The following is a 24,350-nucleotide window of genomic DNA, read 5'->3' on the forward strand; positions in this document are numbered from 1 at the left end:
AGGCGCGCAATGGTATAGTCATCCCCATGATAACCCGCGCCGATATAGACAAGCTTTCCGCGCTCTCGCGGCTCAAGCTCACCGAAGACGAGGCCGTACGCATGCAGGGCGATATGACCTCGATTTTGGCATATGTAGATAAGCTGAAGGCGGCTGTGGGGACGGAAACGGGCCCGATCATGTCGGCGAACAAGAACGTCATGCGCGAGGACGCCGACCCGCATCAGAGCGGCGAATTCACCGACAGGCTGGTCGCTCTCGCTCCGCGGCGCGAGACGACGAAAGAGGGGAGTTTCGTCAAAGTGAAGAAGATACTCGGCGGATCGCAATAATATGATCGATATCGCCAATCTCACCATCAAAAAAGCGCATGAAGCTCTTGTACGGGGCGATTTCACCGTGCGCGACCTCGCCAAAGCATATTTGGAGGAGATCAAGAAAAAAGACGCCGATATCCATGCGTATCTCGAGGTCTATGAAGACGTCATGAAACAGGCTGACGAGGCGCAGAAGAAGGTCTCGGCTGAAAACGCGCTGGCTGGTATCCCTATCGCGGTGAAAGACAACATTATGATCGAAGGCAGGCGCGCGCAGTCCGCGTCGAAGATGCTCGAAGGCTATGTAGCTCCCTATGATGCGACGGCTATCAAGAAATTGAAGGAAGCGGGCGTCGTATTTATCGGTCGCGCGAATATGGATGAATTCGCCATGGGCGGCTCGACGGAGAACTCTGCGTACGGGGCGACTAAGAACCCTCATGACCTCGCGAGGGTCGCGGGAGGATCGTCGGGAGGATCGGCTGCCGCCGTAGGCGGCGGCCTAGCCCTGGCTGCGCTCGGCTCTGACACCGGCGGCTCGGTCCGCCAGCCCGCGTCGTATTGCGGCGTGGTCGGCCTTAAACCGACCTATGGCTCTATCTCGCGCCATGGCCTCATGGCTATGGGCTCGTCCCTCGATATCATCGGCCCTCTGACAAAAACCGTCGCCGATGCCGAAATCCTTTTCGACGCTATGAAGGGAAAAGACCGCTATGACTCGACCTCTATCGACCCGATGCCTGAAAAGCCGGCGACGAAGAGGCTGGTCATCGGCATTCCGCGCCACTTCCTCAAGGGTGATGGCATCGATCCCGAAGTCATGCGCGCCTTCGAAGCGTCCGTCGAGAGATTCCGCAGCATGGGCTATGAGATCCGCGACGTCGAGCTTCCGAATATCGAATACTCTCTCGCCGTCTACTATGTCCTCATGCCTGCAGAGGTATCTACGAACCTTGCGCGTTTCGACGGCGTAAAATACGGATTCCACAAGGACGGCAAAGACCTTCTTGAAGACTACCTTCTCTCGCGCGGCGAAGGCTTCGGCCGCGAAGCGCGCCGCCGAATCATGCTCGGCGCCTACGTGCTTTCCTCCGGCTATTACGATGCCTATTACAACAAAGCATCCGCCGTGCGCGAGCTCCTCAAGCGCGATTTCGCTGACGCGTTCAAATCTGTAGATGCCATCCTCATCCCGACCGCTCCCGCCCCTGCGTTCAAGATAGGGGAGAAGGTCTCGGACCCGGTCGCTATGTATCTTGAGGACATATTCACCGTCACGGCGAACCTCGTCGGCGTGCCGGCCATATCCATTCCCGCAGGCGTCAAAAACGAAGGTAGCAAATCGCTCCCGATAGGCATCCAGCTCCTCGCCGATATGCGCCGCGAAGACGTCCTTTTCGCCCTCGGCAAGAAATTCCTCGGCGAGGTAGAATAAAGGGAGCACACATCCCATGGACAGCGTCACATTTCTCAACGTCGAATACATATACCTCCGTATCGTCGACTTCTTCAAGAACTTCGATATCATCGCGATCCTCAACTGGATCATCCATTACATAAACCTCATCAAGCCGATCGCGATCATCGTCTCGCTCTTCATATTCTTCGTCATCCTCTATTCACACATGCGCCTGCGCCAGATAGGGAAGGAAGAGAAGGAAAAATTCGAAGCCAGGAAGCTGAAGGCGACCGCCCCTGAAGAGCATCACGACGAAGATCTAAGCAAGCGCTGGCATCAGGTCCTGACCCATATCAATTCGAACAATCCGTCGGACTGGAGGCTCGCGATCCTCGAGGCGGATATTATGCTCGATGACATTTTGGAAAAGCAGGGCTATCAGGGCGATTCGATCGGGGACAAATTGAAGGGCGTCCAAAAGGGCGATTTCCTAACTATCGAGCAGGCCTGGACGGCGCATAAGGTGCGAAACCAGATAGCCCACCAGGGAACCGACTATCAGCTGAACGAGCGCGAAGCCAAGCAGGTCATAGACCTCTACAAGCAGGTTTTCAGCGAGTTCTATCATATATAGGGCTAAGGTCGGCCGCAGGATACCCCTTGATTCTAACTTTCACAGGTGGTATAATTGTCCTTACCTCGCATTAGGGACGTAGTACTACTGGAGGTCCAATATCGCGGGGTAGAGCAGCCTGGTAGCTCGTCAGGCTCATAACCTGAAGGTCGTTGGTTCAAATCCAACCCCCGCAACAAGTCAGTGAGGCCTATCAAAGTGGGTCGAACAGGCAAAAAGCACCTGAAAGGGTGCTTTTTGTTTTTAGAAAACAGTACGGTTATCAAGATGTATGCTAGACTTACGTCATAATTCGTGGCCAAGATCAATGGAAGATGTAACTAAGAAATATCCAAATACTCCAAGAGGGGTAGATCTAAAAAAGATTTGCCTTAATCCGAACTTCGGCGATCTAACTTTTTCTGTATCACTTCCGATCTTGGAAAAGATGCAATCCGATGTTGTTGAGCTTGAAGATTTGGACTACAAGCAATATCTCACTGATAGCGAGATAAATCAGATCACTAACGCTGTTAATACATATAACAACTATATTCAGCAAATACAGAGCTTTACTCTTAGTCAGGGGAATCCAAAACAGACGAGAGATAACATTGAGAATAGTATAAAGAGTTTCTATCAGAACTCTTTTGCTCAGCAAACAAGAAACTCACTAATTTATCTCCGGCAGCAGGTAAAACTCGATGATAGAACACAGAAGGATCTTCAACAGGCTGTTGTTAACGCAAGGAAGATTGAGAAAGAGTTGAATGATCGTTTGTCTAGAATAAAAAAAGACGAGGAATCAGTATCAAAGAAAGCCGGAATAGTCTCAAGCAAGTATCTTTCTCAGGTGTTTAGAGAAGCGGCAGAGAGATCGCAAACAAGAGTTGCAAAGTGGTTCAAGGCCATAATCATCTTCTCAATTTTGCTTGCAATCGTCGCAGGTCTACTTTTCTACATATATGTAACGTCAATACAGGCAAGTGATGTAAATATAAAAACAGAATTCACAATTTTCAGCGTCCTCTTGATTGCTATTAGCTTTTATATACTTCGATTTTGCGTTAGGAACTTCAATGTTCTTAATCATCTCATTGAGTCAAACAAACATAGGGCAAATGTCGCTGAAACACTTGAGGCTTTCATCACTTCGGGAAATGGCGATTTAGATATTAAGGCTGCCTTATTGAAAGAAGCAGCCCCTGCTATGTTTGCTGCCGATTCAACAGGCTATCTTACTAAGGATCAGATGGAGATTTCCTCTCCAGTTCAAGAGTTGATCACGACTTTTGTCTCTGATAAAAAATAAAGATGAGCAGAGAAATCTTTGAAGATAAGCGTAAACACGGTCTAGATGTTGAATTAGATTTCTTCAACAAATGGTCAGTTCTCTCTGGCGGAACCTTTTCACTTCTTATTCCACTGGTTCAAAGCCTGGATAGATTGATTATCTTTAGGTATTTGCTAACCATTGGGGCAATAAGTGTTTTGATCTCCTTACTCTCTTCTGTGCTGGGTCTTTTCTCTGCTACAGAATGGATTCGCAGAATAGATTTTTCATGGCCCAACTTTCCGACCGATAGAGTATTCAAGTTTTTTCGCAGTTTAAAAAACTGGTCACGTATAATTGCACTTTTGGCATATATAATTGGCGTTGTGTTTATTGCTTTGTTTATTAATAAAAATATTTTTTGACCTACCGAGACCCCTAAATCCCAAACCTCCGAAAGAGCCTAAATATCCTTACGGTGTCTGACCCCAGTCAGTACGAGACCGAGGTGCGCAACAAGAAAGCAAAAACCGCTCAAGATAAAATCTGGGCGGTTTTTGCTACACTTACCTGATATGAAAGCCCGCAATTCGGAGGCAGTGAAAAGATTCCAGGATATACCGAACATCGGACCGGCCATGGCCGCTGATTTTAAGCTTCTCGGCCTTACGGATCCATCGGATCTAAAAGGGAATGACCCTTTCGCACTTTACAAGCGTCTGTGCGCGCTGACCGGATCCGTTCAAGACCCATGCGTGCTAGACACCTACATGGCCGCCATAGATTTCATGAACGGTGCCCCGGCAAGGCCGTGGTGGCACTATACTCCCGAGAGGAAGAAGAGATATTCTCGAGAGTAGCGAATCGGCCGTATTTATCCCTTCCCCTGAAGCGTCACGCCGCTCGCATTCTGATGGACGTCGAAGGTGAATCGATAGTCCTGGTCGGCGATCTTGGTGCTCGCGACTGCCTGCGGCTCGACAGAGATGAGCGATACGGTATATGCATCTATCGGCGTCGTGCTGCCGAGGCTTATAACGTCCTGTTGAGAGCCGCCGCTATCCAATACCGATCGGACGACGACGCGGACCGTTCCCGCCCATATGCACTGGACGCCTGCCGCGCAGCGGCTGTCTTCGGAGACCGAGAGGGGAATGATCGTAATGCCCGGAAAGACCGCTTCCTGACCCAAGCCGACCGTAGCCGTGCCGTACGGATTGACCATGCTCGTTCCTGAAGGCGTAGAAGTCGAGCTCGGCGTCGTCGAGGCGCCGCGCGTATTCCAGAAATATATGCTTAATCCGACGAGAATCACTATGAGGACGACCACTGCCCACATCCCATAGTTCTTTTGGTTGTTGTCCATATTTTATTAAGCTATTTATACAGATACTACAGGAAATCGAGGCCGGATTGTTTCAAATTATAAAAGCGCTTCTGGGCGGAGAAGCGCTTTTATCTGATCACTATTAGAAGGACACATAGGTATTACGGAGCAGGAGGCGTTTTCTTTCAAAAAGGGCCATTTGCCTTGGAAAAGGCTCTGTGTCGTGATATGGTATGCAAATCTCTGCTGAAATTTGGTTGCAGGGGCCCATGTCGGGGTAGCTCAGTTGGTTAGAGCACAGGACTCATAAGCCTGGGGTCGTGGGTTCGACTCCCACCCCCGACACACGTGATTTTTTAGTCGGTTTGTGATTAAATAAGTCGCGCACTGCGGGTGTAGCTCAGTTGGTTAGAGCGCGTCCCTGTCACGGACGAGGCCGCGGGTTCGAGTCCCGTCACTCGCGCAGAGTCTGTTTTTTAGAAAAGGTCCCCTGAATACGCTTCAGGGGACCTTTTCGTACTAGAAATGAACCTTTAAATAATAACTATATGAACGAAGACAATTCGACTACAAACGCCATCCTCGTCATTCTTATCGTGATCGTGGTGGGCTTTATCGTCTGGTTCGTCATGTCCCGTCCGTCTGCCGCGCCTGCGAATAACGATCAGACTCCTGCTATCCAAGTAAACTTGCCAGGCTCTTCTACCGACGGAAGTCCTTCGGCGCAGTAACGCTAAAATACAATAATAAAACACCCCAGGGCCTGGCGGGGTGTTTTATTATTGTATTTTAGCGTTACATCTTCAGGATCTTCACGCCGTGAGGATTCCTGTAGACTCGCACGAAGACAACGGTTATATACGCAGACACTGCGATGGTGAAGAATGTCGCGGCGATGGACTGGAGAGGGAGTATCGTCCAGAACGTCTCGAGAGCCGATGCGAAATACGCCGGCGTCATGGCGAACGTGTTCCTGAGGGTCTTTAGCGCCGCTTCAGCCGACGCGTTCGAGAGCGCTCGGTATATATCGACTGAAAGCACGCTCAAGTTGAGGCAGAGCACGGCGGTCGAGAAGGCGAGATACTTGCCGTATCCGGCCAGAAATACGCGCTTCATGATCCTTCCGTGGAGGTGCGCTGGCATGGGTTCTTCCGGCAGAGCTTCTATCATCGCGTCCGTCAATTTATATTCCTGATCGTTCATGTATGTAATGTGATTTTATTCGCAGGCTTTATTCATAGTTTACGAGCAACGTCGCCAGCTGTTTCTTTGCCCTCGATAATCGGGTCTTCAGCGTATTGATCGGGATAGAGAGCATGTCCGCTATCTCTTCATAGCTGAATCCGTCCTTGTAATAAAGGATTATCGGCCCCCGGTAGAGGAGGTTGAGGCGATCTATGGCGGCTGCCACGTCTTTCGTTTCGATATTGTCTTCTGTAGACACCGAGTAGTACGACGCGCTATCAGGCTTTGTTTCGTACTCTTCGTCAAGCTCGGTCGTGGCCTGGCGCTTCTTCTTGCGGAGAAAGTCGTATGCCGTATTCGTCGCGATCGTGTATATCCAGGACTTGATGTTCTTCGAAGGATCGATCGCCTTTATATGCTTGAATATCTTGACGAAGGTGTCTTGGATAAGGTCCTCGGCATCGTCTTTAGAGCCAACGAGGCGGACCAGATAGCTCCACAAAGGCTTCTCGAACGTCGAAACGATCTCCTCGAAAGCCAGGATATCTCCTTTTCGAGCCCTCTCGAGTATTTCAGGGGGTATGGTGCTCATGTTGCCTATAAGTATACGTCGCAGAATGAAGATTTGTTTCAGAGCTGAAAGCGTTATATACAAGAGTCGTACTAGATATATTATGACGTCGAGGATAAATGCAAAGGAGGCCATAGAGCTGCAAAAAGAGATGCGAAAGGACGTCAGGATCGAACCTGTCCGCCGGCCTATACGCACGATAGCTGGAGCCGACGTGTCTTTGGAAAGGTTCGGCGACGAGCTTTATGCCGGCATAATCGTGCTCTCATATCCTGACCTGAAGCCTGTAGAGCATGCGGTCGCCAAAATGAAAGTCGAGTTTCCCTATATTCCAGGCCTACTTTCGTTTCGCGAGATTCCGGGGCTTATAAGATGTTTGGAGAAGCTTTCGGCGAAGCCTGACCTCATTATCGTAGATGGGCAGGGAATAGCGCACCCGCGAAGGCTGGGCATCGCCGCGCATCTCGGTATCGTATCCGGCGTGCCGACGATCGGTTGCGCGAAGTCTCGGCTCTATGGCGTGTTCGAAGCGCCGAAGAATGTCGGCGATGCGACGCCGGTCACAGATCCAAAGACGAGTGAGCTTATCGGCTATGCCCTGAAATCGAAAGCCCGGTCGAATCCTCTGATCATATCTCCGGGATACAAGGCGGACGTTGAAGACGCGCTTTCGATTGTCCGCGAAACGGTGCGCGGCTATAAACTGCCGGAACCTACCCGGAAGGCGCATGAGTTGGTGAATAGATTCAGAAGGGGCGAGATCCGCGAATAGCGCCTGACGATGCCTCGCGTTTTCGGAGCCACCTCCCGGGATCGAACCGGGGACCTCTACTTTACGAAAGTATTGCTCTACCAGCTGAGCTAAGGTGGCGGAATGTATGACCGCCTGGAGCCAACGTCCGGGATCGAACCGGAGACCTCGTCATTACCAATGACGTGCTCTACCGACTGAGCTACGTTGGCGGCAATTCGAAACAAAGCCGAAAAGACAAAGCCTACTATAGTTTATTTCGGCCCTTTTTGCAAAATAAGGCCCGGATCCGAGGAGCGATTGACAGACCGGCGTATTCATATATTATCCATACACGCCGACCGGGGAGAACCGTGTGCTCGCATGAAATCCCGGTAGAGGCGGAAGGCCGGTCATTCGGAAGACGTTTGTGCCCGACACCCAGAGGGCATTTTTCCGAAAAAACCCCGGACTTGGGCCGGCGCGGATCGCGCCGGCCCTCTTTATTTCACCGAATCCCGCAAGGGCCCTGATGCTATACTTTTAATGATGAACGACAAGGCAAAGCGCATCGCCGAAATAGAGTTTCTCATGACCGAGGCGTCCTTTTGGGACAACAAAGACCGCGCGCAGGCGATGCTGCGGGAGCTGAACGATCTCAAGGCCGCCATCGCCGAAGCCGACAAATACGAAAGGGGAAATGCCATCGTTACCATATTCTCCGGTGCCGGAGGCGACGATGCGGAGGATTTCTCGCGCATGCTCCTTGAGATGTATATGAAGTATGCCGACCGAAAGGGTTGGTCAGTCGCGTTCCTCCACGACAACCAGAACGATCGCGGCGGATACAGGAACGTGACGCTCGAGATCGGAGGCAAGGGCGCGTATGGGACGCTTAAGAACGAATCGGGCGTGCACCGCTTGGTCCGCGTATCGCCGTTCAATGCCAAAAAGCTCCGCCACACGTCGTTCTCTCTGGTCGAAGTGATCCCGAAATTCGAAAAGACGGAAAGACTCGATATCCCTCCCGAAGAGATAAAAATAGAGTTCGCCAAATCGTCCGGTCCGGGGGGCCAGAACGTGAACAAGCGCGAAACCGCGGTGCGCTTGGTCCATATCCCGACGAAGATCGCCGTTCACGTATCGAGCGAGCGCTCCCAGGCCGATAATCGCAGCCGTGCGATGGATATATTGAAGGCGAAGATATACAAAATGCGCGAAGACGAGCGCATCGCAAAGGAGAAAGGCATGCAGATATCGAAGACGACCGATATCGAATGGGGCAATCAGATACGATCGTATGTTCTGCACCCGTATAAGATGGTCAAAGACCACCGCACCGACGCGGAGACCGCCAATGTAGACGCGATTCTGGGCGGAGACATCGATATGTTCATAGAAGCCGAAAAGAACCTGTAGTTGGGCCGTTGCGTAGTATGGTAGAATAGATGCCTACGCATGATCAGATTCGATAAAGTAACCAAGGTATATTCGGACGACTCGGTGGCCCTCGAAGACGTATCGCTCCATATCGAGCCTAAAGAATTCGTATCCATCGTCGGACATTCGGGCGCCGGTAAGACGACCCTCATAAAGATGATCCTTGCCGAGGAAAAGCCGACTAAGGGCCGTGTCCTGTTCGAATCGACGGACGTGAACAAGATACATCGGAAGAAGATGCCGGAATACCGCCGCCGCATCGGAACGGTGTTCCAGGACTTCAGGCTCATTCCGAACAAGACGGTGTTCGAGAACATAGCGTTCGCTATGGAGGCGGCGGGGAGGACCGACGAAGAGATCGCTTCCGACGTGCCTCACGTTCTTGACCTCGTGGATCTGGGCCGAAAGATATGGAACTTCCCGAACGAGCTTTCCGGCGGCGAAAAGCAGCGCGTCGCCATCGCTCGCGCTATCGTCAATCAGCCCGATCTCATCATCGCGGACGAGCCGACGGGAAACCTCGACCCGGTGAACACGTTCGAGATCGTGCAGATATTGAAGAAGATCAACGACCTCGGCACCACGGTCATCCTTACGACCCATAATAAGGGCGTCATAGAGAACATCGGCCGCCGCGTCGTCACTATGGAAAAAGGTCGCGTCGTGCGCGACGACACGGAAGGCAAATACGCTATATAATCGAATCACCCAACAGCATGTTCTGGATCAATACCAAACGAATAGTGAAATCCGGCTTCGTGTCATTCTGGAGGAACGGCTTCGTCTCGCTCTCGTCGGTCCTCATCATGACGCTCACGCTCTTCGCGCTCGGCGGCATCATGTTCGCGGGCGCTATCCTTAACTCGTCCCTTAATCAGATCAAGGCAAAGGTAGACGTGAATGTCTACTTCGTCCCGACCGCCGATGAGGACAGTATCCTCGCCCTTCAGAAGAAGCTCGAAGCGTTGCCCGAAGTGGCGAGCGTCGAATACGTTTCCCGCGAAGACGCCCTGGAGAATTTCAAGACGCTCCACGCCAATGACCAGATCACGCTCCAGGCGCTCGACGAGCTCGGCGACAATCCTTTGGGCGCCATCTTGAATATCAAGGCCAAGGAGCCGTCGCAGTACGAGGGCATCGCCAAGTTCCTCGATTCCGAAGGCGGCGAGGGAGGGGCATTCATAGACAAGATCAACTATTACCAGAACAAGACGGCGATAGACACGCTGACGAGGATGATAAGCGGCGGAACCAAGATCGCGCTCGCGATCACGCTCGCGCTCGTGATCATCTCTATCCTCATCGTCTTCAATACCATACGCCTGGCCATCTATATCGCGAGGGAGGAGATCGCGGTCATGAGGCTCGTGGGCGCGTCTAACCGATTCGTACGCGGTCCGTTCATCATTTCAGGTATTATGTACGGCCTCGTGTCAGCCGTCATCACGCTCCTGTTCTTCTATCCGGCGACGTTCTGGATATCGAACGTGACCGCGACGTTTTTCAGCGGCTTCAACCTGTTCTCGTATTATATAAACAACATGCCGATCGTTATGGGCGTCATCCTCGGCGCAGGCGTCATCCTCGGCGCCATATCAAGCTATCTCGCGGTGCGAAAGTATCTTCGCCTCTAGCCGGGAACGATTTCGTAAGGTTTTTCGTAGTACTTCGTAAGGACGCACTATAAAGAAGGACGCGTCCTTTACAAGCTAAGAAAACCTTATGAAAAAACCAAAGGCATTTGCGTACTCCGCGGTTTCGATCGCCTTGGCGGCGGCCCTGCCGGTCTCCGCGCAGGTAACGGGCGGATTAAATACGGGAGTGGGCGCAGATATCAATATCGGGTCAGGGACGAATGCGGCCGTTAACGTCGGCGGGGTCGCATCGAGCTCGTCAAATACGAGCGGCAATGCTTCGTCTGGCGTGACCGTAGGCGGCACGGTCACCGCCGGCGCTTCGGCGAACGCGCCTTCGGCCCACATCGAGACGTTCGCCGTTTCGCGAAGCGATGCGAAGGCGACTACGACCGAATACATAGCTCCTGCGAACGTCACTTCGCAGGCTGATTTCGAGACCTATTCTAAGGCTCTCGTCATGGCCGACGAGAATGTGGCCAAGATATCGACGGGCGACGACTATGTCTCTGTCTGGTACCATGAGCCTGCCAAGGTGCTCGGCGTCATCCCCGTGACCGCTACGGTCAAGGCGACTGTCGACGCGGCAGGAGATGTGAGCGTCGACTATCCGTGGTGGTACGGCCTCTTCGTCAAAGACGACACGGCCGTGGACTTCAAGAACGACATAGATACCACTGCCGGCGTCATCGCCCGAGGCGAAGCTTCTGCGACGCTCTCTTCATCCGCGAAGGCGCGGCTCGTGAATGCGGTGCGAACCACTATGAAGGCTCACTATGACGCAAACGTCAGCGCGTCGTCATCAGAGACCGCCGCTTATTAGGAAGCACGCAAAATGCATACAAAGAACGCCCCAGGCCCTAGGGCGTTCTTTGTATGCATTTTGCGTGCTTCTCGGTAAGAGCGTACAATGACCGCGCATGGAACGTTCCGACATTGATCTTATGAGCGCTTCAAAGGCGGGCGATACTCGCGCTTTCGACGAATTGGTCGGTCGCTATGCCGATCGCATCTATGCATTCGTCTTGCGCCTCTCGGGCGACGCGAACACCGCCGCCGATGCCGCGCAGGAGACGTTCATCAAGGTCTGGAAGAATCGGAAGAAATATCAAGCGGGCAGGAACGTCTCGCCGTGGATATTCGCTATCGCCCGGAACGCGACGTTCGATCTCCTTCGCAAGAAGAAAGACCGCGCATTCTCTTCGATCCAATCGGACGATGCCGGCGACGTAGGGGAAAGCATCCCTGACGAATCGATAGATATTCCGGAAGGATTCGACCGCAGGAAATTCGCCGAGCTCCTCGAAGAGACCATCGAAACCCTGACGCCGAATCAGAGGGCTGTCGTCATGCTCCATGACGTGGAGGGCATGACGTTCGACGAGGCGGGGGAAGCCTTGGGAAAGCCCCTTAATACCGTTAAAAGCCATTACAGGAGAGCTATAGCGGCTCTAAGGATTAAACTCGGATCAAAGCTCGCCGGCAGGCCGGGACCGCACCAAAATCGCTGAAATTAACGTATACATGTCATGGCACTACAGAGCCGTCCATTCTCAGGAATAGCGAATATCGAAGCTCCGGGATCTCTCCGCGAGTCCGTTCGCGCGCGTGTAGCCGTCATAGAGCGCCGCGCATGGATATTCCGATTCTCCGGCCTTGCCGGCCTTGCGCTTGTCTCTGTTTCAGGCTTCGTCGCATCGTGCGCATATGTCTATCAGGCAGTAGCCGCATCGGGCTTTATCCAGTACGTCTCTCTTATCTTCTCTGACGGAACCGACGTCCTCGCTTTCTCAAAAGAGCTCTCTCTTTCCATGCTCGAATCTCTTCCCGCATTCGGCATCGCGCTCGTCCTTGCCGCCGGCCTTGTGGCCGTAGGCTCGGTCATGACTTCGGTCAGATTTGCCCGCCACTTTAACAGCGTTGCTTAAATTTTATGAACGAACCGATCAATAAGAGATTCGACGATATATGGGACAAGGTCTTTTCAGGTCCTACCAAAGGCCGGCGCATCGCGCTCGTGCTTGTCGGAGTCATAGCGACGCTCCTCGTATTCCAGGCGGGCGTGTCTGTCGGCTACCACAAAGCTTCGTTCTCGTACCGATCGAGCGATAGATTTTTTCGGATGGTCCAAGGCCCTGAAACGGGCGTCGCGTCGCTAACGACGGGCTTTCCCGTAGACGAATTCTCTGCGAGCCACGGCACAGCGGGCCGAATCGTATCGGTGTCGCTTCCTACCTTCGTCGTCGCGAGCCCTGATAACCGCGAGCAGACCGTCACTATCGACGGAAACACGGTCGTCCGCATGTTCAGGGCGACCGCATCGTCGTCCGATATACGGCCTGAACAATTCACCGTCGTATTGGGCGAGCCGAACCAGGCCGGAACCATTCAGGCCCGCTTCGTGCGTATCATGCCCGCGACCATGAGCGTCCAGGGCGTTCAGACCATACAGTCTTTTCCTCGCTAATCATGAAAAAAATAAAAACCTGGATCATAGCCCATAAGATAATGGCCGGAGTGGCGGCTGTCGCCGTCGTAGCCGTCAGCTATGGCGTATACCGCCATGCATCGCCCGCGTCCGCGGCGACGAAATACGTCCTCGCGAACGTGGAGAAGGGCACGCTCATCTCGTCTGTTTCTGGATCGGGCCAGGTCGCTGCCCAGAACCAGGTGACGGTGACGAGCAATGCGTCAGGCGATATCACGTCGGTCCTGGTTCAGGACGGCGATCAGGTCGTCGCAGGCCAGACGCTTGCGACCATAGAAGCGGCGGACGCGTCTCGCGCCGTGGACAATGCCGAATTGGCTCTCGAAAATGCCCGCGTCGCATATGACAAGGCTGTAAAGGAGTCCGAGAACCAGTCCGCATCGTCGACCGTCTCTGACGTCGCCAAAGCATATCAGGCGGGATACAACGCTATCGTCGCGACATCCATCGATCTTCCGGCTATATTCTCCGGTTTGAATGATCTCTATTACACGCCGTCGCATTCTCCGTATTTCTCCGACATAAAGCTCGCGAACGAAGTAGACGCGGCGGCGGTCACATATAAAGAGCAGGCGGGTTCCGCATTTGACGAGGCGCGCAATGAATACCAGGCGAACTTTCTCCGCTACAAGAACATCTCCGAGACGTCCTCCGAAGAAGAGATCGTCGCGCTCCTCGACGAGACGGACGTCATCCTGAAAAAGCTCCTCGGCTCGCTTTCCGGCACGTATAGCACGCTCGATTATGTCGAAGGCAAGCTCTCGGCCGTACCTTCGGTGCTCACGAGCGACAAGTCCGCGGTATCGTCATATGTCAATAAGGTCAATAGCGACTCTTCGAGCATCACCAACGCGCTCTCGGCCATAGACAACGCAAAGACCGCAGGGACGTCAGCGAGCCTCTCCATGAAATCGGCCGAGCTTTCGGTCCGCCAGGCCGAATCGTCTCTTTCCGACGCACAGATAGCGCTGGCCGACCATCGCGTCAAGGCGCCGTTCTCCGGGCTCGTGGCAAAAGTGATCGCCAAGAACGGCGACAAGGCAAATAACGGCTCCCAAATCGCGACTCTCGTCACCAAGGAACAGATGGTGAACATATCGCTCAATGAGATCGACGCGGCCAAGATCGCGAAAGGGGACAAAGCGACGCTCACGTTCGATGCCATCGAAGACCTGACGCTCGCTGGGCACGTCTCGAACGTGGACCTCGTCGGCAGCGTGTCGCAGGGCGTCGTGTCGTACAGCGTCCAGATCGCATTCGATTCCGTCGACGACCGCGTGAAGCCGGGCATGACCGTGAATGCGAGCATCGTTACCGACGCGAAGCAGGACGTGCTCTTGGTCCCGTCAGGAGCGGTCAAGACCGTAGGCGGAGTCTCATACGTCCAGATACTTCCGACGACATATGACGCGGCCGAGGGGGCGCAGGGAATCATTCCTGACGAGGCTCCGACGAATATCCCCGTAACCATCGGCAGTTCGAATGATTCGGAGGTCGAGATCGCGTCAGGCCTCGCCGAAGGCGAACAGATCGTCGCACGCACCGTCACGTCGTCCGGCGCGACCCGATCGACGACCCCGACCATATTGAACAGCATCGGCGGATCGCGCGCGGGCGGCAATGCCGGCGCGGCCGCGGGAGGGACGTTTCGAGCGGTCCAATTCAGCCGATAGGGCTTCATCCGGCATCTAACACCATGATCGAGATAAAGAACGTCACCAAAACGTATTCTGAAGGCACCGACGTCGCGTTTCAGGCCCTGAAAGGTGTGAATTTTACGATCAAGGACGGCGAATTCGTGGCCATCATGGGCCCGTCCGGTTCCGGCAAGTCCACGCTCATGCATATCATGGGCGCCTTGGATACTCCGTCTTCAGGGCATTATCTCCTCGATGGAAAGGACGTATCGACGCTTTCCGATGACGAGCTCGCTGATATCCGAAAGGGCAAGATCGGCTTCGTATTCCAGGCTTTCAATCTGTTGCCGCGTACGACGGTCCTGCGAAACGTAATGCTGCCCTTGGTCTATGCGGGGGAAGAGCCGGGCGCGCGCGAAGCGCGCGCCAAGACAGCTCTCATATCTGCAGGGCTCAATGAAAGCCATTTCAGCCACCGATCGAACGAATTGTCGGGGGGCCAGATCCAGCGCGTGGCCATCGCCCGCGCGCTCGTGAACGATCCGACGCTCATATTGGCCGACGAGCCGACGGGAAACCTCGATTCCCGCACGGGCGAAGTCGTTTTGGGCACGTTCCAGAAATTGAACGAAGAAGAGGGCCGCACCATCGTCCTCATCACTCACGAGCATGACGTGGCCGAACATGCCAAAAGGATCATTTTCATCAGGGACGGCAAGATAGAGAGCGATACGTCGGACCATAAGCGTCGTAAGGCAAATATATGAGAGCCATAGACCTCATCGAAGAGACGCATACGGCCCTTTCGGCGAACAAAGTCCGCACGGGCCTTACCATGCTCGGAATCATCATCGGCATCGCGTCCGTCATCGCCATGACGGCTATCGGCGCCGGCGCCCAGAATTCCATCGAATCGAGCATCCAGTCAATCGGCTCGAACCTCGTCATGGTCATGCCTGGATTCCAGAGGACGCAGGGCTACGCTGTCTCCGTCGGCCGCGGGGCGTCGAGGACGCTCACGCGCGCAGACGCCGACGCGCTCGCGACGGAACTAACGCTCGCCAAAGCCGTCGCTCCGGAAATAACCGGCCGCTATCAGGTCACAGCAAAAGGGACGAACACTAACACGTCCGTTGTCGGCGTCACGGCTTCCTATCCGGGCGTGAGGAACGTCCAGGTGGAAACAGGCGATTTCATCAGCGACGAACAGGACAAATCTATAGCAAAAGTCGCCGTCCTCGGCCCGACGGCGCGCGACGACCTGTTCGGAGAAGGGTCGGACCCGGTAGGGCAGATCATCCGCATCAAGGGCATTCAATTCACCGTCATCGGCATCACCAAATCAAAGGGCGGCAGCGGCTTCGGCAGCCAGGACGACATGATCTTCATCCCTTTCATGAGCGCGGCGCGATATCTGGCAGGTGATACCTATGCGACGACGATCAGCGTCCAGGCCGTAGACGCCAAATCGATGAGCGACCTGCAGACCGAGGTGACCGGTGCACTCCTCGTCCGGCATAAAATATCCGACCCGGCCGCGGCCGATTTCACGGTCTTGAACCAGGCGGACATCGTGGCTACCGCATCATCGGTGACGAGCACTTTCACTATGCTCCTTGCCGCCGTAGCGGGCATATCGTTGGTCGTGGGAGGCATCGGCATCATGAACATGATGCTCACCACGGTGACCGAGCGTACCCGCGAGATCGGCCTTCGCAAGGCTATCGGCGCGAAGAAGAAAGATATCAACTATCAATTCCTCGCCGAAGCGATCGTCCTCACGTTCCTCGGAGGGGCGATCGGGGTCGCGCTGGGGTGGGCGATAGCGTTCGCTTTGACGTCGTTCGGCGTCCTGCAGGCGTCGGTATCGCTTTCCTCGGTGCTCCTCGCATTCGGAGTGTCTGCGGCGATAGGGATCGTCTTCGGATACTATCCGGCGCGTCGGGCGGCAGATCTGAATCCGATAGAAGCGCTCCGATATGAATAATCTCGGCGCTTTCGTGACGGTATTAAAAGGCATTAAGAACACTACATACGTGAAAAACTCGCATAAAATGATTATCGGCGCGGTCGTTATAGCAGGAGCGTTCTTCTATGGAGGATACGCATATGCGGCGCATGCGGCTCCTAAAGGAATGAACATGCGCTTCTCCATGGGAGCGAACGGCTCGATGGCGCGTTCGGGAGGCGCGGCTTCGTTTAATACCGCCGGCGGAGCGGGTACGGCCTTCCGCGCGGGCGGAATGGGTGCCGGCGGAGGATTCGTCACCGGCACGGTCCTTTCCAAAGACGACCAGTCGGTTACGGTAAAGCTTCAGGACGGCGGATCGAAGATCGTATTCGTCGGCGGTTCGACTCAGGTCATGAAAAGCGTGGCGGGGTCGATCGCAGATATTTCCGTCGGCGCGAACGTAATGATAACGGGTTCCCAGAACCAAGACGGCAGCGTCACTGCCCGATCGGTTGATATCCGGCCGATGCGCATGGCGTCGACGTCCATGCCTGTGAAGCAGTAGACAGTAGTACGATACAGGCCTGAGGATTTGTACAGGACACTTTTCGGCATCTCCTACGTATTACATGCAGAAGGCGTTCTTTCAACAAATAATCTCAAAAGATCAAAAATAGTGCTGCAAGGGAATCACGCTCGCGGAAAGACCTATTCTTTCCAATGCCGATACTTTACACGGCATGAGCGATGATAAAAGCCTCCTCTCGGAGGCTTTTATCATTCGCGTAACCTTTACGCAAAGGCCTTCGTATTAAAAACGAGCTTATAAGCGATAATCCATAACGTATGCTCGTAACCATAGCAACGCTCCTCGTCATCCTCTGGCTTCTCGGTCTCATAACGTCATATACCGTCGGAGGATTCATTCACGTCCTTCTCGTCGTCGCCGTCATAATGTTCCTCATCAGGATCATACAAGGCAGGAATCCGGTGTCGTAAGCGTCGCTCCGCGAAGCGCAGGGCTACGGCTTCCTGATCGCTTTCATGAAGGCGTCGAGCGCCATCGCCGCGCCGGAGGAATTGCGATGGCCGCCTCCGCCGAGGATGGCCGCGATATCGAGAGCCGACGGCGTATGCGAATCAAGGCTTCTAAAGCTGATCTTCACCCGGTGCGCCTCGATGGTGAACAAGCCCACGGCGCGGTCGCGTTCTTTCGACAAGATATTGCCGCTCTCCGATTTGTAGGCCGTAATGTTATAGAAAGGCACCGTATGCTGGCCTATCAGAAGGTCCACCGGCTCGGTGCCTTTTATCGCGTGGGCGATCATAAAATCCCCGTATTCGCTGATGATACGGCCTTTTTCTATGGCAGCGTCGAGCGAGCCGTTCAAAAGCGCGGCTACTTCTTCGGGTCTATTCGAAAGGGGATAGAGATAGCTCGCTACATATTTCGTCTTGTCGCCGTATTTCCAGTTCCAGAGGTCGAAGTCTTCGACGTACGTGATGAGTTCCGGGACTTTCTCGCCGGGGAAGAGATATGACCAGGACAACGATGATCCGCATTTCGAATTATCGAATACATAGGTGAAGTTCTCATTCTGCGCGGCGAGGGCCATATATTCGTCGCGAACACTCGCATGGTGATCGATCGACGTGACCTTGCGACCGGCGGCTAAAAATTCTTTTGCGCCGATGACGCAGTCCACGGTCAGGACGCGGTCGCGTGGCGTCGTCTGGGCGATGAGCTCAGCGATCTCTTCAGCCGTCGCGCCATGGCTCATGGCGAACAAAAGCGCGCCGGGATATTTTTTCGAAACGACCGCCGCCGATGTCGTGCCGTCGCTGCAGTCTTTGTGATATATCGCTATAGTTTTCTCTGTCATTTTTATTCGGTTTTTGCTCGTTTAGCCTGTCTTTCTTGGATAAGGGCATTTCTCATGGCCAGGCCGAACATAAGCCCGTTCATGACGACCATGAGTACCGGAAGCGTGGCGATATAGAGGTCCCATATCGGCACCGCCGCCAGGTTCAGGACCGAGCCGACGAAGAACAGCGTCCAGCCTTCGAGATCAAGCTCTTCGCGGGTCATGGGATTGCTGTAGACCCTCCACATGACGGGGATATAGCCGATAAAGCCGATGATAAGGGTGAGAGTAAGCGCCACGAACGGCGTGTCGAAATGGAACCATCGGATCGAAGATATGGCGACGACGACGAGTATGAGCCTTTCGAGCGTCCCCCAGCCCTGGCGGCCGTATTTGAAAGAAAGGGCGGTGATGACGCTTGAACCCAGGAAATACGCCGCCGGAACCCATATGGTTGCGCGGGCGCCGAGAGCATAGTAGCTCATGAGTATAAGGAGGCTCGAAAGCGTCCAGACGAGCCACGAGGCGCGCTCAGGCGGCGCTTCGCCCTTTATTATCTTTATGACGTATGGTGCATAGCCTGCCAGAGAGCAGGCGCCGCCGATAACGCCGAGATACGGGAGTATGGTCATAAGTATTAGTATACGCATATTGGCGGGCTTTGCACCGATATGCGATGATAGAGCGTATTACAGGCATATGAAAACATACGGCACCAAGTTCGTTATCAGCCTCGTAGCTTTTGTAGCACTTATAGGCGCTATCTTCGCCTATGTATCGCGATCAGGAGGCAAAGCGGGTGCCTTGACCGATACCGAGGCTTCGTCTACGCCCGTCGTCGCTGAAAACCCTTCTGACGCAGCGCAAGATATACCCCGAACCGGCAGATACAAGGACGGCACATATAGCGCCCGCGGCACCTATCAGTCGCCAGGCGGCCTCGAATCGGTTGATGTGACGCTCGTGCTCAAGAACGACGTCATCACCGACGCTTCGGTCGTATCGAATGCGACTATTCCGCAGTCGATCATGTTCCAGGGCAAATTCATCTCTGGCTTCAAGGCTCTCGTTGTTGGCAAGAACATAGATACGGTAAAGCTCGACAAGGTATCGGGGTCGTCTCTCACTCCGAAGGGTTTCAACAGCGCGGTCACCGAGATCAAGGCTGAAGCGGCGGCGTAAATCGTGCGGCTCATGGCATCGAGATTTACATTCGAAGCCATAGGTACCTCGTGGGCCATATATATTCCGGAAGATCTCTCTCCAGAAAGGGAAAAGGCGCTCCTCGACGCTATACGTACGCGCATCTCTGATTTTGATAAGGCGTATTCGCGGTTCAGAGACGATTCATTGGTCGCTGAGATGTCACGCAAAGCGGGCGAGTATCGTCTGCCTGACGATGCTTTGCCCATGCTTTCGCTCTATAGAGAACTCTATGACATTTCAGGCGGGCTTGTGACGCCTCTGGTCGGCCAGACGCTTTCGGATGCGGGATATGACGCGGCGTATACTCTGCGTCCGAGAGCGGATATCGCCCGTGCTAAGCCGTGGGAGGATGTCATCGAATATGAACACCCGATGATCAGGATCAAGGAGCCCGTGCTTTTGGATTTCGGCGCTTTAGGCAAAGGATATCTCGTCGATATTGTCGCCGAAGTCATCCGCGGTTTCGGTATCCAGAATTATTCTGTTGACGCGGGCGGCGATATCGCGTATCGGGGCGCTGCGCCGCTTCGCGTCGGATTGGAAAATCCGACGGACACGAAACAGGTCATCGGTGTCGGAGAGCTAAAGGGAGGGAAATGCATATGCGGATCGGCAGGTAATAGGCGCGCATGGGACAGGTTCCATCACATCATCAATCCGCAGACGGCCGAATCGCCGAAACACATTCTCGCCCTCTGGATCGTTGCCGATACGACGCTTCTTGCCGATGCGCTTTCGACGGCACTCTTCTTTGTGGGGCCGGAGAAGCTGGCGAAATACGATTTCGAGTACGCTGTCGTATTCGCTGACCGTTCAGCTGTTAGATCACATAATTTTCCGGGAGATTTCTTCGAAGCCTAGAAAGGCCCGGCGCGGTATACTTAAGTAAAAATATATGAACAAACTCTACGCATTGGCTCCGACGATATTGCGCATAGGCATGGCGTTGGTATTTCTCTGGTTCGGATCGAGCCAGTTCATCGATACCGTCGCGTGGACGGCATACGTGCCCGAATGGGTCGTCTCGATGTCGCCTGTGAGCGTCGAGACCCTGGTCCATATCAACGGCGCGATCGAGATCGTATTCGGAACGGCGCTTCTTTTGGGGTTCTTTACTCGCATCGCCGGATTCATTTTGGCGCTTCATATGGTCCATATCGCTACGCTCGTCGGATACAATGCGACCGGCGTGCGCGATTTCGGCTTGGCTATCGCGGCTATCGCGGTCTGGCTCAACGGCAAAGATGCCTGGACGCTCGATGCGTATCTTGCCAAAGACCGGTCTGCCCAGATGCAGAGTGGAGTATAATAGACAGGTTACAAGTTAATCCATTTTTATGGCAGCAGTACCTATTAATTACGCGGCGCTTTTAGTCGCGGCCGTTATATCGGTGGCGCTCGGCTTCCTCTGGTACGGTCCTCTTTTCGGCAAGAAGTGGATGACTCTCACCGGGATCCCTATGCCTGCGGAAAAGCCTCCGTTCTCCGTCATGGTGAGGCCGATGGTCATGTCCGTCGTCGGGTCGCTCTTTATGGCATTTGCGCTCATCCATAACATCACGTTCGGGGCGTCGTATCTGAACATGTCGGGAGCGTGCGTCGGCTTGTTCGCCGCGTTCTGGAACTGGCTCGGTTTCGTCGTTCCTCCGGCGCTCAATCATGTCGGATGGGAAGGAAAGCCGTGGACGCTGTTTTGGATCAATACAGGGTACTTTCTCGTCTATATGGCGATCATCGGCGCGATGCTCGCTGTCTGGCAGTAAAACACTGGAAACAAAGTAATATAAAACACCCCGCCAGGCCCTGGGGTGTTTTATATTACTTTGTTTCCAGTAGCTTGCCGTCAGAGACGTGAAGGCGCATTGATTTTCCTACGGAAGGAGATATGGTCATCGGCTCATCAGGCTTGCGATCAGAATAATTTACGATGACGATGCCGTCGCGGATCTGGGTGGTCTGGGGCGCGATGCGGTCGCCGAGGAATACCGCATTAGTGCCGCGATAGCCGCTTTCGGATCCCAAAGCGACGGCGGCGTAATAGAACATGCCGCTTCCGCTTGAATCGCTCGTCAGGATGAATGCGATATCGGCGCGGCCGTCCCCGTTCAGATCGCCCTTGGCGTCATTGCCGAAATAGCGGACAGTGGTCTTGGTCGCTGAACCGGGAGACGTCTCGACCGTCGCGAGGCCGTTTGCGAGCTTCACCAAAGCGCCTTCGACGATATAGGAAGCGTTTTGGGCGTCAGAGGACGCTTTTGCGCGGCCTACGAGCTTTACGATCCATAAAGAAACGAGCACGACGGCTACGATCGCGAGGACGATCCATGCCGTCTTTATCCAATTTTTGACGAAGCTCTTCCTCATCAACCGATTATAGCAGAAGAGGGCGAGAAATTTGTCCGCCTATGCTTCGTCGTACGTCCTCTGGAGCGCGGCGATGTCCAATTTCGCCATGCCGAGCATCGCTTTCATCATGGCGTCGTTCTTTTTCTCGTTGCCCTTGGACATCAATTCTTCCATCATGGCCGGGACGACCTGCCACGAGAGGCCGTATCTGTCTTTGAGCCAGCCGCACTGGCTTTCGGCGCCGCCTTTGACCAGGGAGTCCCAATAATAGTCCACGTCAGCCTGATCTTTGCAGTCTATGACGAACGAAATAGCCTCATTCATTTTGAATACCGGCCCGCCGTTCAGCCCCATGAATCTCTGGCCATTCAATTCGAATGTGACGGTGACGACCGAGCCTGGCTTGCCGGGACCGATGTCGGTATAGCGGGCGATGTCGAGGATCTTGGAGTTCTCTTTAAATATGGAGACATAGAAATTGGCCGCTTCTTCAGCCTGGTTATCGAACCACAGACACGGATAGATTTTCTGCATATGTTTTGAAGTTATCGAGTATGGCCTGCCAGCCCGCGCGCTGGAAATCGGCAGGGTGGACGTTCTCGGGATCGAACGTCTCGATGACGCGGACGCCGTCTGCCGTCGACTCGAACGATAGCGACACGGCGCGTCCGTCGTCTATGGTGTAGGCGATGGCCTTCTCCGTTTCGACGACGCTGTATATGCCGCCGAAATCGAACGATGCCGATCCGTCCTTGGCCGCCATGGTCGTGACGAACCTGCCGCCGACGCGCAGGTCGTTCGTCGCGGCAGGGCACATCCAGTCCTTCGACGCGAATGCCCAGTTCTTGATGTGTTCAGGCTTGTTCCAAGCGTCCCACACGGTCTTTGGATCGGCTTTGACGATCGTTTGTACGGTTATTTTTTCCATATGCGTCTATAGTATCACGGACGAAGTCCTTGATGTCGCCGGCACGCTCGCGAATGATGATAGAGAGCCATGCAGTATATCTTTCCGGGTCATTCGAGACGTCGCGGACGAGGTCGTCCAAGCCTATCCACCGATAATCGGACGCTTCTTCAGGATGAAGGCGGGGAGCGTCGTCCGAGACGCCGAAAAAGACATGGTCGAATTCGTGTTCGGTAAGGCCACGGTCGAGCCTTACCTTATATACGAATGAAAACGCTTCTTGGAGGCGGCAATCTATGCCCATCTCTTCCCGAAGGCGCCGATGGATGGCGGTTTCGATATCCTCGTCCTGACGCGGATGGCTGCAGCACGTATTCGTCCAAAGCCCGCCGGAATGATATTTGGCCGGGTGCCGTTTCTGTAGCAGGATATCGCCCTTGGAGTTGAATACGAATATCGAAAACGCTTCGTGAAGGCTGCCGATCTGGTGCGCTCGCAGTTTTCCGATGCCGCCGATCCTCGCGCCCGTGCCGTCTACGAGGTTGATAGTCTCTTCCACGCTATATGCTCCTCATCATCCTCATCGGGTCCGGATGGGTCTTCGATACGGCGACCAGCGCGATGACAATGATGCCCGAAACGAGGTGCGGCATCCATGCGTTCATCGGTCCGGTCGAGAATCCGAATATCCAGGGCGATGCGGCTAGGACTACCGCCGCTATGAAATCGAAGAGCAAGTGGACGGGCATCGGGATGATCTTTGCGACGCTCCATTCATAGTTCGTGAGGAGCGAATATATGATGAGGCCGACGCCGAGCGTTCGCGGGATCACGACCGCCGGGCCTCCCATGCCGGAGAACATGAATATGTTAGGGGCGAGGATAAGGGCGATGCCTGCCACGTAATCGAGGATACCGTGGAACCAAGTGGGGACGAATTTCATTGATATAAAATCGATGCTTATAAGGGCCGGAGGGCCGAGATAAGTGTAGGGAAGGTGGGGTAAAGAAAGGGTGAAGAAGTCGTAAAATCTTCCTCCTACTTGATCATGTGCCTGTATTCTCGCGCGAATTTTCTTACCAGCCTTATTTTATACCACTGCCAGGGAGTAAGATGCCGTCGCCAGTGTCGTGAGAGATATTCTGCCTGATTGCAAGAGGCGCAGGCGTAGATGAACATCGATTCCGGTTCGTACTGGAGATGATATTTTACTTTCTTATTATTGTCGCTGTAAGGGCGACGGCAAATCGGGCAGATTTCTATATCGCTCATAGGCGTATTTTAACAAAATCTATTTTTCGTGTTGCCGGACTTGGAATCGAACCAAAATTTTCGCTTTCAGAGAGCGACGTCCTGCCTTTAGACGATCCGGCAATATTATTGCGGCCCGCGCCGCGATGCTTTAAGAAATTAGCATATTTCATGGAAAAAATGAAATAGGCGGCTCATCCGTAGTATCA

Annotated in this window: 34 protein-coding genes and 6 tRNA genes; 27 read left to right on the forward strand and 13 right to left on the reverse strand. The window is 54.0% G+C overall.

Going from position 1 to position 24,350, the window contains the following annotated elements; all coding sequences use genetic code 11:
* Window positions 1-26 precede the first annotated feature (26 nt).
* The 7 genes from VHE10_02730 (at window position 27) to VHE10_02760 (ending at window position 4,462) form a co-directional block, all read left to right on the forward strand.
* Window positions 27-332, forward strand: a complete 306-nt coding sequence (locus VHE10_02730; protein HVU06679.1) for an Asp-tRNA(Asn)/Glu-tRNA(Gln) amidotransferase subunit GatC — start codon at window positions 27-29, stop codon at window positions 330-332.
* A gap of 1 nt (window position 333) precedes the next feature.
* Window positions 334-1,752, forward strand: a complete 1,419-nt coding sequence (gatA, locus tag VHE10_02735; protein ID HVU06680.1) for an Asp-tRNA(Asn)/Glu-tRNA(Gln) amidotransferase subunit GatA — start codon at window positions 334-336, stop codon at window positions 1,750-1,752.
* Window positions 1,753-1,768: 16 nt separating this feature from the next.
* Window positions 1,769-2,350 carry a hypothetical protein gene (locus VHE10_02740; GenBank protein ID HVU06681.1) on the forward strand — a complete coding sequence of 194 codons (582 nt, stop codon included), beginning with the start codon at window positions 1,769-1,771 and terminating at the stop codon, window positions 2,348-2,350.
* Window positions 2,351-2,452: 102 nt separating this feature from the next.
* Window positions 2,453-2,526, forward strand: a tRNA-Met gene (locus VHE10_02745).
* 131 nt (window positions 2,527-2,657) lie between these two features.
* A complete protein-coding gene (locus VHE10_02750; GenBank protein HVU06682.1) occupies window positions 2,658-3,641 on the forward strand; it encodes a hypothetical protein in 984 nt (327 codons plus the stop codon).
* A 2-nt stretch (window positions 3,642-3,643) separates the two neighbouring features.
* Complete coding sequence (locus tag VHE10_02755; protein ID HVU06683.1) at window positions 3,644-4,027, forward strand: hypothetical protein; 384 nt, start codon at window positions 3,644-3,646, stop codon at window positions 4,025-4,027.
* 150 nt (window positions 4,028-4,177) lie between these two features.
* Entirely contained in the window at window positions 4,178-4,462 is a 285-nt protein-coding gene (locus VHE10_02760) for a helix-hairpin-helix domain-containing protein (protein ID HVU06684.1), read from the forward strand.
* A gap of 14 nt (window positions 4,463-4,476) precedes the next feature.
* On the opposite strand, the gene VHE10_02765 is transcribed toward VHE10_02760, so the two are convergent.
* Entirely contained in the window at window positions 4,477-4,968 is a 492-nt protein-coding gene (locus tag VHE10_02765; protein HVU06685.1) for a hypothetical protein, read from the reverse strand.
* A gap of 232 nt (window positions 4,969-5,200) precedes the next feature.
* Between VHE10_02765 and VHE10_02770 the strand changes: the two genes are divergently transcribed.
* The 3 genes from VHE10_02770 (at window position 5,201) to VHE10_02780 (ending at window position 5,660) form a co-directional block, all read left to right on the forward strand.
* Window positions 5,201-5,274 (forward strand) — tRNA-Met (locus VHE10_02770).
* A 44-nt stretch (window positions 5,275-5,318) separates the two neighbouring features.
* A tRNA-Asp gene (locus tag VHE10_02775) sits at window positions 5,319-5,392 on the forward strand.
* A gap of 85 nt (window positions 5,393-5,477) precedes the next feature.
* A complete protein-coding gene (locus tag VHE10_02780; GenBank protein ID HVU06686.1) occupies window positions 5,478-5,660 on the forward strand; it encodes a hypothetical protein in 183 nt (60 codons plus the stop codon).
* Between the two features lie 64 nt (window positions 5,661-5,724).
* Here the strand turns inward: VHE10_02780 and VHE10_02785 are convergent, their stop codons facing one another.
* Both VHE10_02785 and VHE10_02790 read right to left on the reverse strand, forming a co-directional pair.
* Window positions 5,725-6,132, reverse strand: coding sequence for a hypothetical protein (locus tag VHE10_02785; GenBank protein ID HVU06687.1), 408 nt, complete (start codon window positions 6,130-6,132; stop codon window positions 5,725-5,727).
* A gap of 28 nt (window positions 6,133-6,160) precedes the next feature.
* Window positions 6,161-6,706: an RNA polymerase sigma factor gene (locus tag VHE10_02790; GenBank protein ID HVU06688.1), complete on the reverse strand. Its 546-nt coding sequence runs from the start codon at window positions 6,704-6,706 to the stop codon at window positions 6,161-6,163.
* Between the two features lie 82 nt (window positions 6,707-6,788).
* On the opposite strand from VHE10_02790, the gene nfi reads away from it, so the two are divergent.
* Window positions 6,789-7,457: a deoxyribonuclease V gene (nfi, locus tag VHE10_02795; protein ID HVU06689.1), complete on the forward strand. Its 669-nt coding sequence runs from the start codon at window positions 6,789-6,791 to the stop codon at window positions 7,455-7,457.
* 26 nt (window positions 7,458-7,483) lie between these two features.
* On the opposite strand, the gene VHE10_02800 is transcribed toward nfi, so the two are convergent.
* A tRNA-Thr gene (locus VHE10_02800) sits at window positions 7,484-7,556 on the reverse strand.
* A gap of 16 nt (window positions 7,557-7,572) precedes the next feature.
* A tRNA-Thr gene (locus VHE10_02805) sits at window positions 7,573-7,648 on the reverse strand.
* A 316-nt stretch (window positions 7,649-7,964) separates the two neighbouring features.
* On the opposite strand from VHE10_02805, the gene VHE10_02810 reads away from it, so the two are divergent.
* The 12 genes from VHE10_02810 (at window position 7,965) to VHE10_02865 (ending at window position 17,564) form a co-directional block, all read left to right on the forward strand.
* Entirely contained in the window at window positions 7,965-8,834 is an 870-nt protein-coding gene (locus VHE10_02810) for a PCRF domain-containing protein (protein ID HVU06690.1), read from the forward strand.
* 39 nt (window positions 8,835-8,873) lie between these two features.
* Entirely contained in the window at window positions 8,874-9,554 is a 681-nt protein-coding gene (gene ftsE / locus VHE10_02815) for a cell division ATP-binding protein FtsE (protein HVU06691.1), read from the forward strand.
* A 17-nt stretch (window positions 9,555-9,571) separates the two neighbouring features.
* Window positions 9,572-10,489, forward strand: coding sequence for a permease-like cell division protein FtsX (locus tag VHE10_02820; protein HVU06692.1), 918 nt, complete (start codon window positions 9,572-9,574; stop codon window positions 10,487-10,489).
* An 88-nt stretch (window positions 10,490-10,577) separates the two neighbouring features.
* Window positions 10,578-11,312: a hypothetical protein gene (locus VHE10_02825; protein HVU06693.1), complete on the forward strand. Its 735-nt coding sequence runs from the start codon at window positions 10,578-10,580 to the stop codon at window positions 11,310-11,312.
* Window positions 11,313-11,409: 97 nt separating this feature from the next.
* Entirely contained in the window at window positions 11,410-12,000 is a 591-nt protein-coding gene (locus VHE10_02830) for an RNA polymerase sigma factor (protein ID HVU06694.1), read from the forward strand.
* Between the two features lie 18 nt (window positions 12,001-12,018).
* The gene (locus VHE10_02835; GenBank protein ID HVU06695.1) at window positions 12,019-12,417 is read left to right on the forward strand and encodes a hypothetical protein; all 399 of its coding nucleotides are present in this window, start codon (window positions 12,019-12,021) and stop codon (window positions 12,415-12,417) included.
* 5 nt (window positions 12,418-12,422) lie between these two features.
* Window positions 12,423-12,956: a hypothetical protein gene (locus VHE10_02840; GenBank protein ID HVU06696.1), complete on the forward strand. Its 534-nt coding sequence runs from the start codon at window positions 12,423-12,425 to the stop codon at window positions 12,954-12,956.
* Window positions 12,957-12,958: 2 nt separating this feature from the next.
* The gene (locus VHE10_02845) at window positions 12,959-14,650 is read left to right on the forward strand and encodes an efflux RND transporter periplasmic adaptor subunit (protein ID HVU06697.1); all 1,692 of its coding nucleotides are present in this window, start codon (window positions 12,959-12,961) and stop codon (window positions 14,648-14,650) included.
* A 23-nt stretch (window positions 14,651-14,673) separates the two neighbouring features.
* Window positions 14,674-15,381, forward strand: a complete 708-nt coding sequence (locus VHE10_02850; GenBank protein HVU06698.1) for an ABC transporter ATP-binding protein — start codon at window positions 14,674-14,676, stop codon at window positions 15,379-15,381.
* The gene (locus tag VHE10_02855; GenBank protein ID HVU06699.1) at window positions 15,378-16,601 is read left to right on the forward strand and encodes an ABC transporter permease; all 1,224 of its coding nucleotides are present in this window, start codon (window positions 15,378-15,380) and stop codon (window positions 16,599-16,601) included. Before VHE10_02850 ends, VHE10_02855 begins: the two co-directional genes overlap by 4 nt.
* Entirely contained in the window at window positions 16,594-17,130 is a 537-nt protein-coding gene (locus VHE10_02860) for a hypothetical protein (protein ID HVU06700.1), read from the forward strand. The genes VHE10_02855 and VHE10_02860 overlap by 8 nt, the downstream gene beginning before the upstream one ends.
* A gap of 281 nt (window positions 17,131-17,411) precedes the next feature.
* Window positions 17,412-17,564 carry a lmo0937 family membrane protein gene (locus VHE10_02865; protein ID HVU06701.1) on the forward strand — a complete coding sequence of 51 codons (153 nt, stop codon included), beginning with the start codon at window positions 17,412-17,414 and terminating at the stop codon, window positions 17,562-17,564.
* Window positions 17,565-17,587: 23 nt separating this feature from the next.
* Here the strand turns inward: VHE10_02865 and VHE10_02870 are convergent, their stop codons facing one another.
* Together VHE10_02870 and VHE10_02875 are read right to left on the reverse strand one after the other, a co-directional pair.
* Window positions 17,588-18,448, reverse strand: a complete 861-nt coding sequence (locus tag VHE10_02870; GenBank protein ID HVU06702.1) for a phosphoesterase — start codon at window positions 18,446-18,448, stop codon at window positions 17,588-17,590.
* 2 nt (window positions 18,449-18,450) lie between these two features.
* Window positions 18,451-19,062, reverse strand: a complete 612-nt coding sequence (locus VHE10_02875; GenBank protein ID HVU06703.1) for a hypothetical protein — start codon at window positions 19,060-19,062, stop codon at window positions 18,451-18,453.
* Between the two features lie 67 nt (window positions 19,063-19,129).
* Between VHE10_02875 and VHE10_02880 the strand changes: the two genes are divergently transcribed.
* Genes VHE10_02880 through VHE10_02895 form a run of 4 tightly spaced genes read left to right on the forward strand, consistent with a single transcriptional unit; the run spans window position 19,130 to window position 21,399 of the window.
* Window positions 19,130-19,612, forward strand: a complete 483-nt coding sequence (locus VHE10_02880; GenBank protein HVU06704.1) for a hypothetical protein — start codon at window positions 19,130-19,132, stop codon at window positions 19,610-19,612.
* A gap of 12 nt (window positions 19,613-19,624) precedes the next feature.
* Window positions 19,625-20,497 (forward strand): FAD:protein FMN transferase, encoded by an 873-nt coding sequence (locus VHE10_02885; protein HVU06705.1) that lies wholly within the window; start codon window positions 19,625-19,627, stop codon window positions 20,495-20,497.
* A 34-nt stretch (window positions 20,498-20,531) separates the two neighbouring features.
* Window positions 20,532-20,945, forward strand: a complete 414-nt coding sequence (locus tag VHE10_02890) for a DoxX family protein (GenBank protein ID HVU06706.1) — start codon at window positions 20,532-20,534, stop codon at window positions 20,943-20,945.
* Between the two features lie 28 nt (window positions 20,946-20,973).
* Window positions 20,974-21,399 (forward strand): DUF1761 domain-containing protein, encoded by a 426-nt coding sequence (locus VHE10_02895; GenBank protein HVU06707.1) that lies wholly within the window; start codon window positions 20,974-20,976, stop codon window positions 21,397-21,399.
* 55 nt (window positions 21,400-21,454) lie between these two features.
* Here the strand turns inward: VHE10_02895 and VHE10_02900 are convergent, their stop codons facing one another.
* The 6 genes from VHE10_02900 to VHE10_02925 form a co-directional block, all read right to left on the reverse strand.
* Entirely contained in the window at window positions 21,455-22,000 is a 546-nt protein-coding gene (locus VHE10_02900) for a hypothetical protein (GenBank protein HVU06708.1), read from the reverse strand.
* 39 nt (window positions 22,001-22,039) lie between these two features.
* Window positions 22,040-22,516 carry a VOC family protein gene (locus VHE10_02905; protein ID HVU06709.1) on the reverse strand — a complete coding sequence of 159 codons (477 nt, stop codon included), beginning with the start codon at window positions 22,514-22,516 and terminating at the stop codon, window positions 22,040-22,042.
* Window positions 22,482-22,910 (reverse strand): SRPBCC domain-containing protein, encoded by a 429-nt coding sequence (locus VHE10_02910; GenBank protein HVU06710.1) that lies wholly within the window; start codon window positions 22,908-22,910, stop codon window positions 22,482-22,484. The genes VHE10_02905 and VHE10_02910 overlap by 35 nt, the downstream gene beginning before the upstream one ends.
* On the reverse strand, window positions 22,837-23,448 hold the full coding sequence (idi, locus tag VHE10_02915; protein HVU06711.1) for an isopentenyl-diphosphate Delta-isomerase: 612 nt from the start codon (window positions 23,446-23,448) through the stop codon (window positions 22,837-22,839). The genes VHE10_02910 and idi overlap by 74 nt, the downstream gene beginning before the upstream one ends.
* 1 nt (window position 23,449) lies before the next feature.
* The gene (locus tag VHE10_02920; GenBank protein HVU06712.1) at window positions 23,450-23,833 is read right to left on the reverse strand and encodes an SPW repeat protein; all 384 of its coding nucleotides are present in this window, start codon (window positions 23,831-23,833) and stop codon (window positions 23,450-23,452) included.
* A 360-nt stretch (window positions 23,834-24,193) separates the two neighbouring features.
* A tRNA-Gln gene (locus VHE10_02925) sits at window positions 24,194-24,264 on the reverse strand.
* Between the last annotated feature and the right edge of the window lie 86 nt (window positions 24,265-24,350).

The organism is Candidatus Paceibacterota bacterium (assembly GCA_035546035.1).
GTDB lineage: Bacteria > Patescibacteriota > Minisyncoccia > Phycocordibacterales > UBA6065 > UBA6065.

What these genes read in the sequence shown, in the direction of transcription:
- VHE10_02825 (HVU06693.1), top strand. Translation starts at nt 10,578, where the DNA reads ATGAAAAAACCAAAGGCATTTGCGTACTCCGCGGTTTCGATCGCCTTG.
- VHE10_02870 (HVU06702.1), bottom strand. Translation starts at nt 18,448, where the DNA reads ATGACAGAGAAAACTATAGCGATATATCACAAAGACTGCAGCGACGGC.
- VHE10_02785 (HVU06687.1), bottom strand. Translation starts at nt 6,132, where the DNA reads ATGAACGATCAGGAATATAAATTGACGGACGCGATGATAGAAGCTCTG.
- VHE10_02890 (HVU06706.1), top strand. Translation starts at nt 20,532, where the DNA reads ATGAACAAACTCTACGCATTGGCTCCGACGATATTGCGCATAGGCATG.
- VHE10_02865 (HVU06701.1), top strand. Translation starts at nt 17,412, where the DNA reads ATGCTCGTAACCATAGCAACGCTCCTCGTCATCCTCTGGCTTCTCGGT.
- VHE10_02810 (HVU06690.1), top strand. Translation starts at nt 7,965, where the DNA reads ATGAACGACAAGGCAAAGCGCATCGCCGAAATAGAGTTTCTCATGACC.
- ftsE (HVU06691.1), top strand. Translation starts at nt 8,874, where the DNA reads ATGATCAGATTCGATAAAGTAACCAAGGTATATTCGGACGACTCGGTG.
- VHE10_02855 (HVU06699.1), top strand. Translation starts at nt 15,378, where the DNA reads ATGAGAGCCATAGACCTCATCGAAGAGACGCATACGGCCCTTTCGGCG.
- VHE10_02900 (HVU06708.1), bottom strand. Translation starts at nt 22,000, where the DNA reads ATGAGGAAGAGCTTCGTCAAAAATTGGATAAAGACGGCATGGATCGTC.
- VHE10_02790 (HVU06688.1), bottom strand. Translation starts at nt 6,706, where the DNA reads ATGAGCACCATACCCCCTGAAATACTCGAGAGGGCTCGAAAAGGAGAT.
- VHE10_02760 (HVU06684.1), top strand. Translation starts at nt 4,178, where the DNA reads ATGAAAGCCCGCAATTCGGAGGCAGTGAAAAGATTCCAGGATATACCG.
- VHE10_02840 (HVU06696.1), top strand. Translation starts at nt 12,423, where the DNA reads ATGAACGAACCGATCAATAAGAGATTCGACGATATATGGGACAAGGTC.
- VHE10_02905 (HVU06709.1), bottom strand. Translation starts at nt 22,516, where the DNA reads ATGCAGAAAATCTATCCGTGTCTGTGGTTCGATAACCAGGCTGAAGAA.
- VHE10_02730 (HVU06679.1), top strand. Translation starts at nt 27, where the DNA reads ATGATAACCCGCGCCGATATAGACAAGCTTTCCGCGCTCTCGCGGCTC.
- VHE10_02830 (HVU06694.1), top strand. Translation starts at nt 11,410, where the DNA reads ATGGAACGTTCCGACATTGATCTTATGAGCGCTTCAAAGGCGGGCGAT.
- VHE10_02910 (HVU06710.1), bottom strand. Translation starts at nt 22,910, where the DNA reads ATGGAAAAAATAACCGTACAAACGATCGTCAAAGCCGATCCAAAGACC.
- VHE10_02740 (HVU06681.1), top strand. Translation starts at nt 1,769, where the DNA reads ATGGACAGCGTCACATTTCTCAACGTCGAATACATATACCTCCGTATC.
- VHE10_02860 (HVU06700.1), top strand. Translation starts at nt 16,594, where the DNA reads ATGAATAATCTCGGCGCTTTCGTGACGGTATTAAAAGGCATTAAGAAC.
- VHE10_02885 (HVU06705.1), top strand. Translation starts at nt 19,625, where the DNA reads ATGGCATCGAGATTTACATTCGAAGCCATAGGTACCTCGTGGGCCATA.
- VHE10_02875 (HVU06703.1), bottom strand. Translation starts at nt 19,062, where the DNA reads ATGACCATACTCCCGTATCTCGGCGTTATCGGCGGCGCCTGCTCTCTG.
- gatA (HVU06680.1), top strand. Translation starts at nt 334, where the DNA reads ATGATCGATATCGCCAATCTCACCATCAAAAAAGCGCATGAAGCTCTT.
- VHE10_02920 (HVU06712.1), bottom strand. Translation starts at nt 23,833, where the DNA reads ATGAAATTCGTCCCCACTTGGTTCCACGGTATCCTCGATTACGTGGCA.
- VHE10_02880 (HVU06704.1), top strand. Translation starts at nt 19,130, where the DNA reads ATGAAAACATACGGCACCAAGTTCGTTATCAGCCTCGTAGCTTTTGTA.
- VHE10_02835 (HVU06695.1), top strand. Translation starts at nt 12,019, where the DNA reads ATGGCACTACAGAGCCGTCCATTCTCAGGAATAGCGAATATCGAAGCT.
- VHE10_02765 (HVU06685.1), bottom strand. Translation starts at nt 4,968, where the DNA reads ATGGACAACAACCAAAAGAACTATGGGATGTGGGCAGTGGTCGTCCTC.
- VHE10_02780 (HVU06686.1), top strand. Translation starts at nt 5,478, where the DNA reads ATGAACGAAGACAATTCGACTACAAACGCCATCCTCGTCATTCTTATC.
- nfi (HVU06689.1), top strand. Translation starts at nt 6,789, where the DNA reads ATGACGTCGAGGATAAATGCAAAGGAGGCCATAGAGCTGCAAAAAGAG.
- VHE10_02755 (HVU06683.1), top strand. Translation starts at nt 3,644, where the DNA reads ATGAGCAGAGAAATCTTTGAAGATAAGCGTAAACACGGTCTAGATGTT.
- VHE10_02895 (HVU06707.1), top strand. Translation starts at nt 20,974, where the DNA reads ATGGCAGCAGTACCTATTAATTACGCGGCGCTTTTAGTCGCGGCCGTT.
- VHE10_02820 (HVU06692.1), top strand. Translation starts at nt 9,572, where the DNA reads ATGTTCTGGATCAATACCAAACGAATAGTGAAATCCGGCTTCGTGTCA.
- VHE10_02750 (HVU06682.1), top strand. Translation starts at nt 2,658, where the DNA reads ATGGAAGATGTAACTAAGAAATATCCAAATACTCCAAGAGGGGTAGAT.
- VHE10_02850 (HVU06698.1), top strand. Translation starts at nt 14,674, where the DNA reads ATGATCGAGATAAAGAACGTCACCAAAACGTATTCTGAAGGCACCGAC.
- VHE10_02845 (HVU06697.1), top strand. Translation starts at nt 12,959, where the DNA reads ATGAAAAAAATAAAAACCTGGATCATAGCCCATAAGATAATGGCCGGA.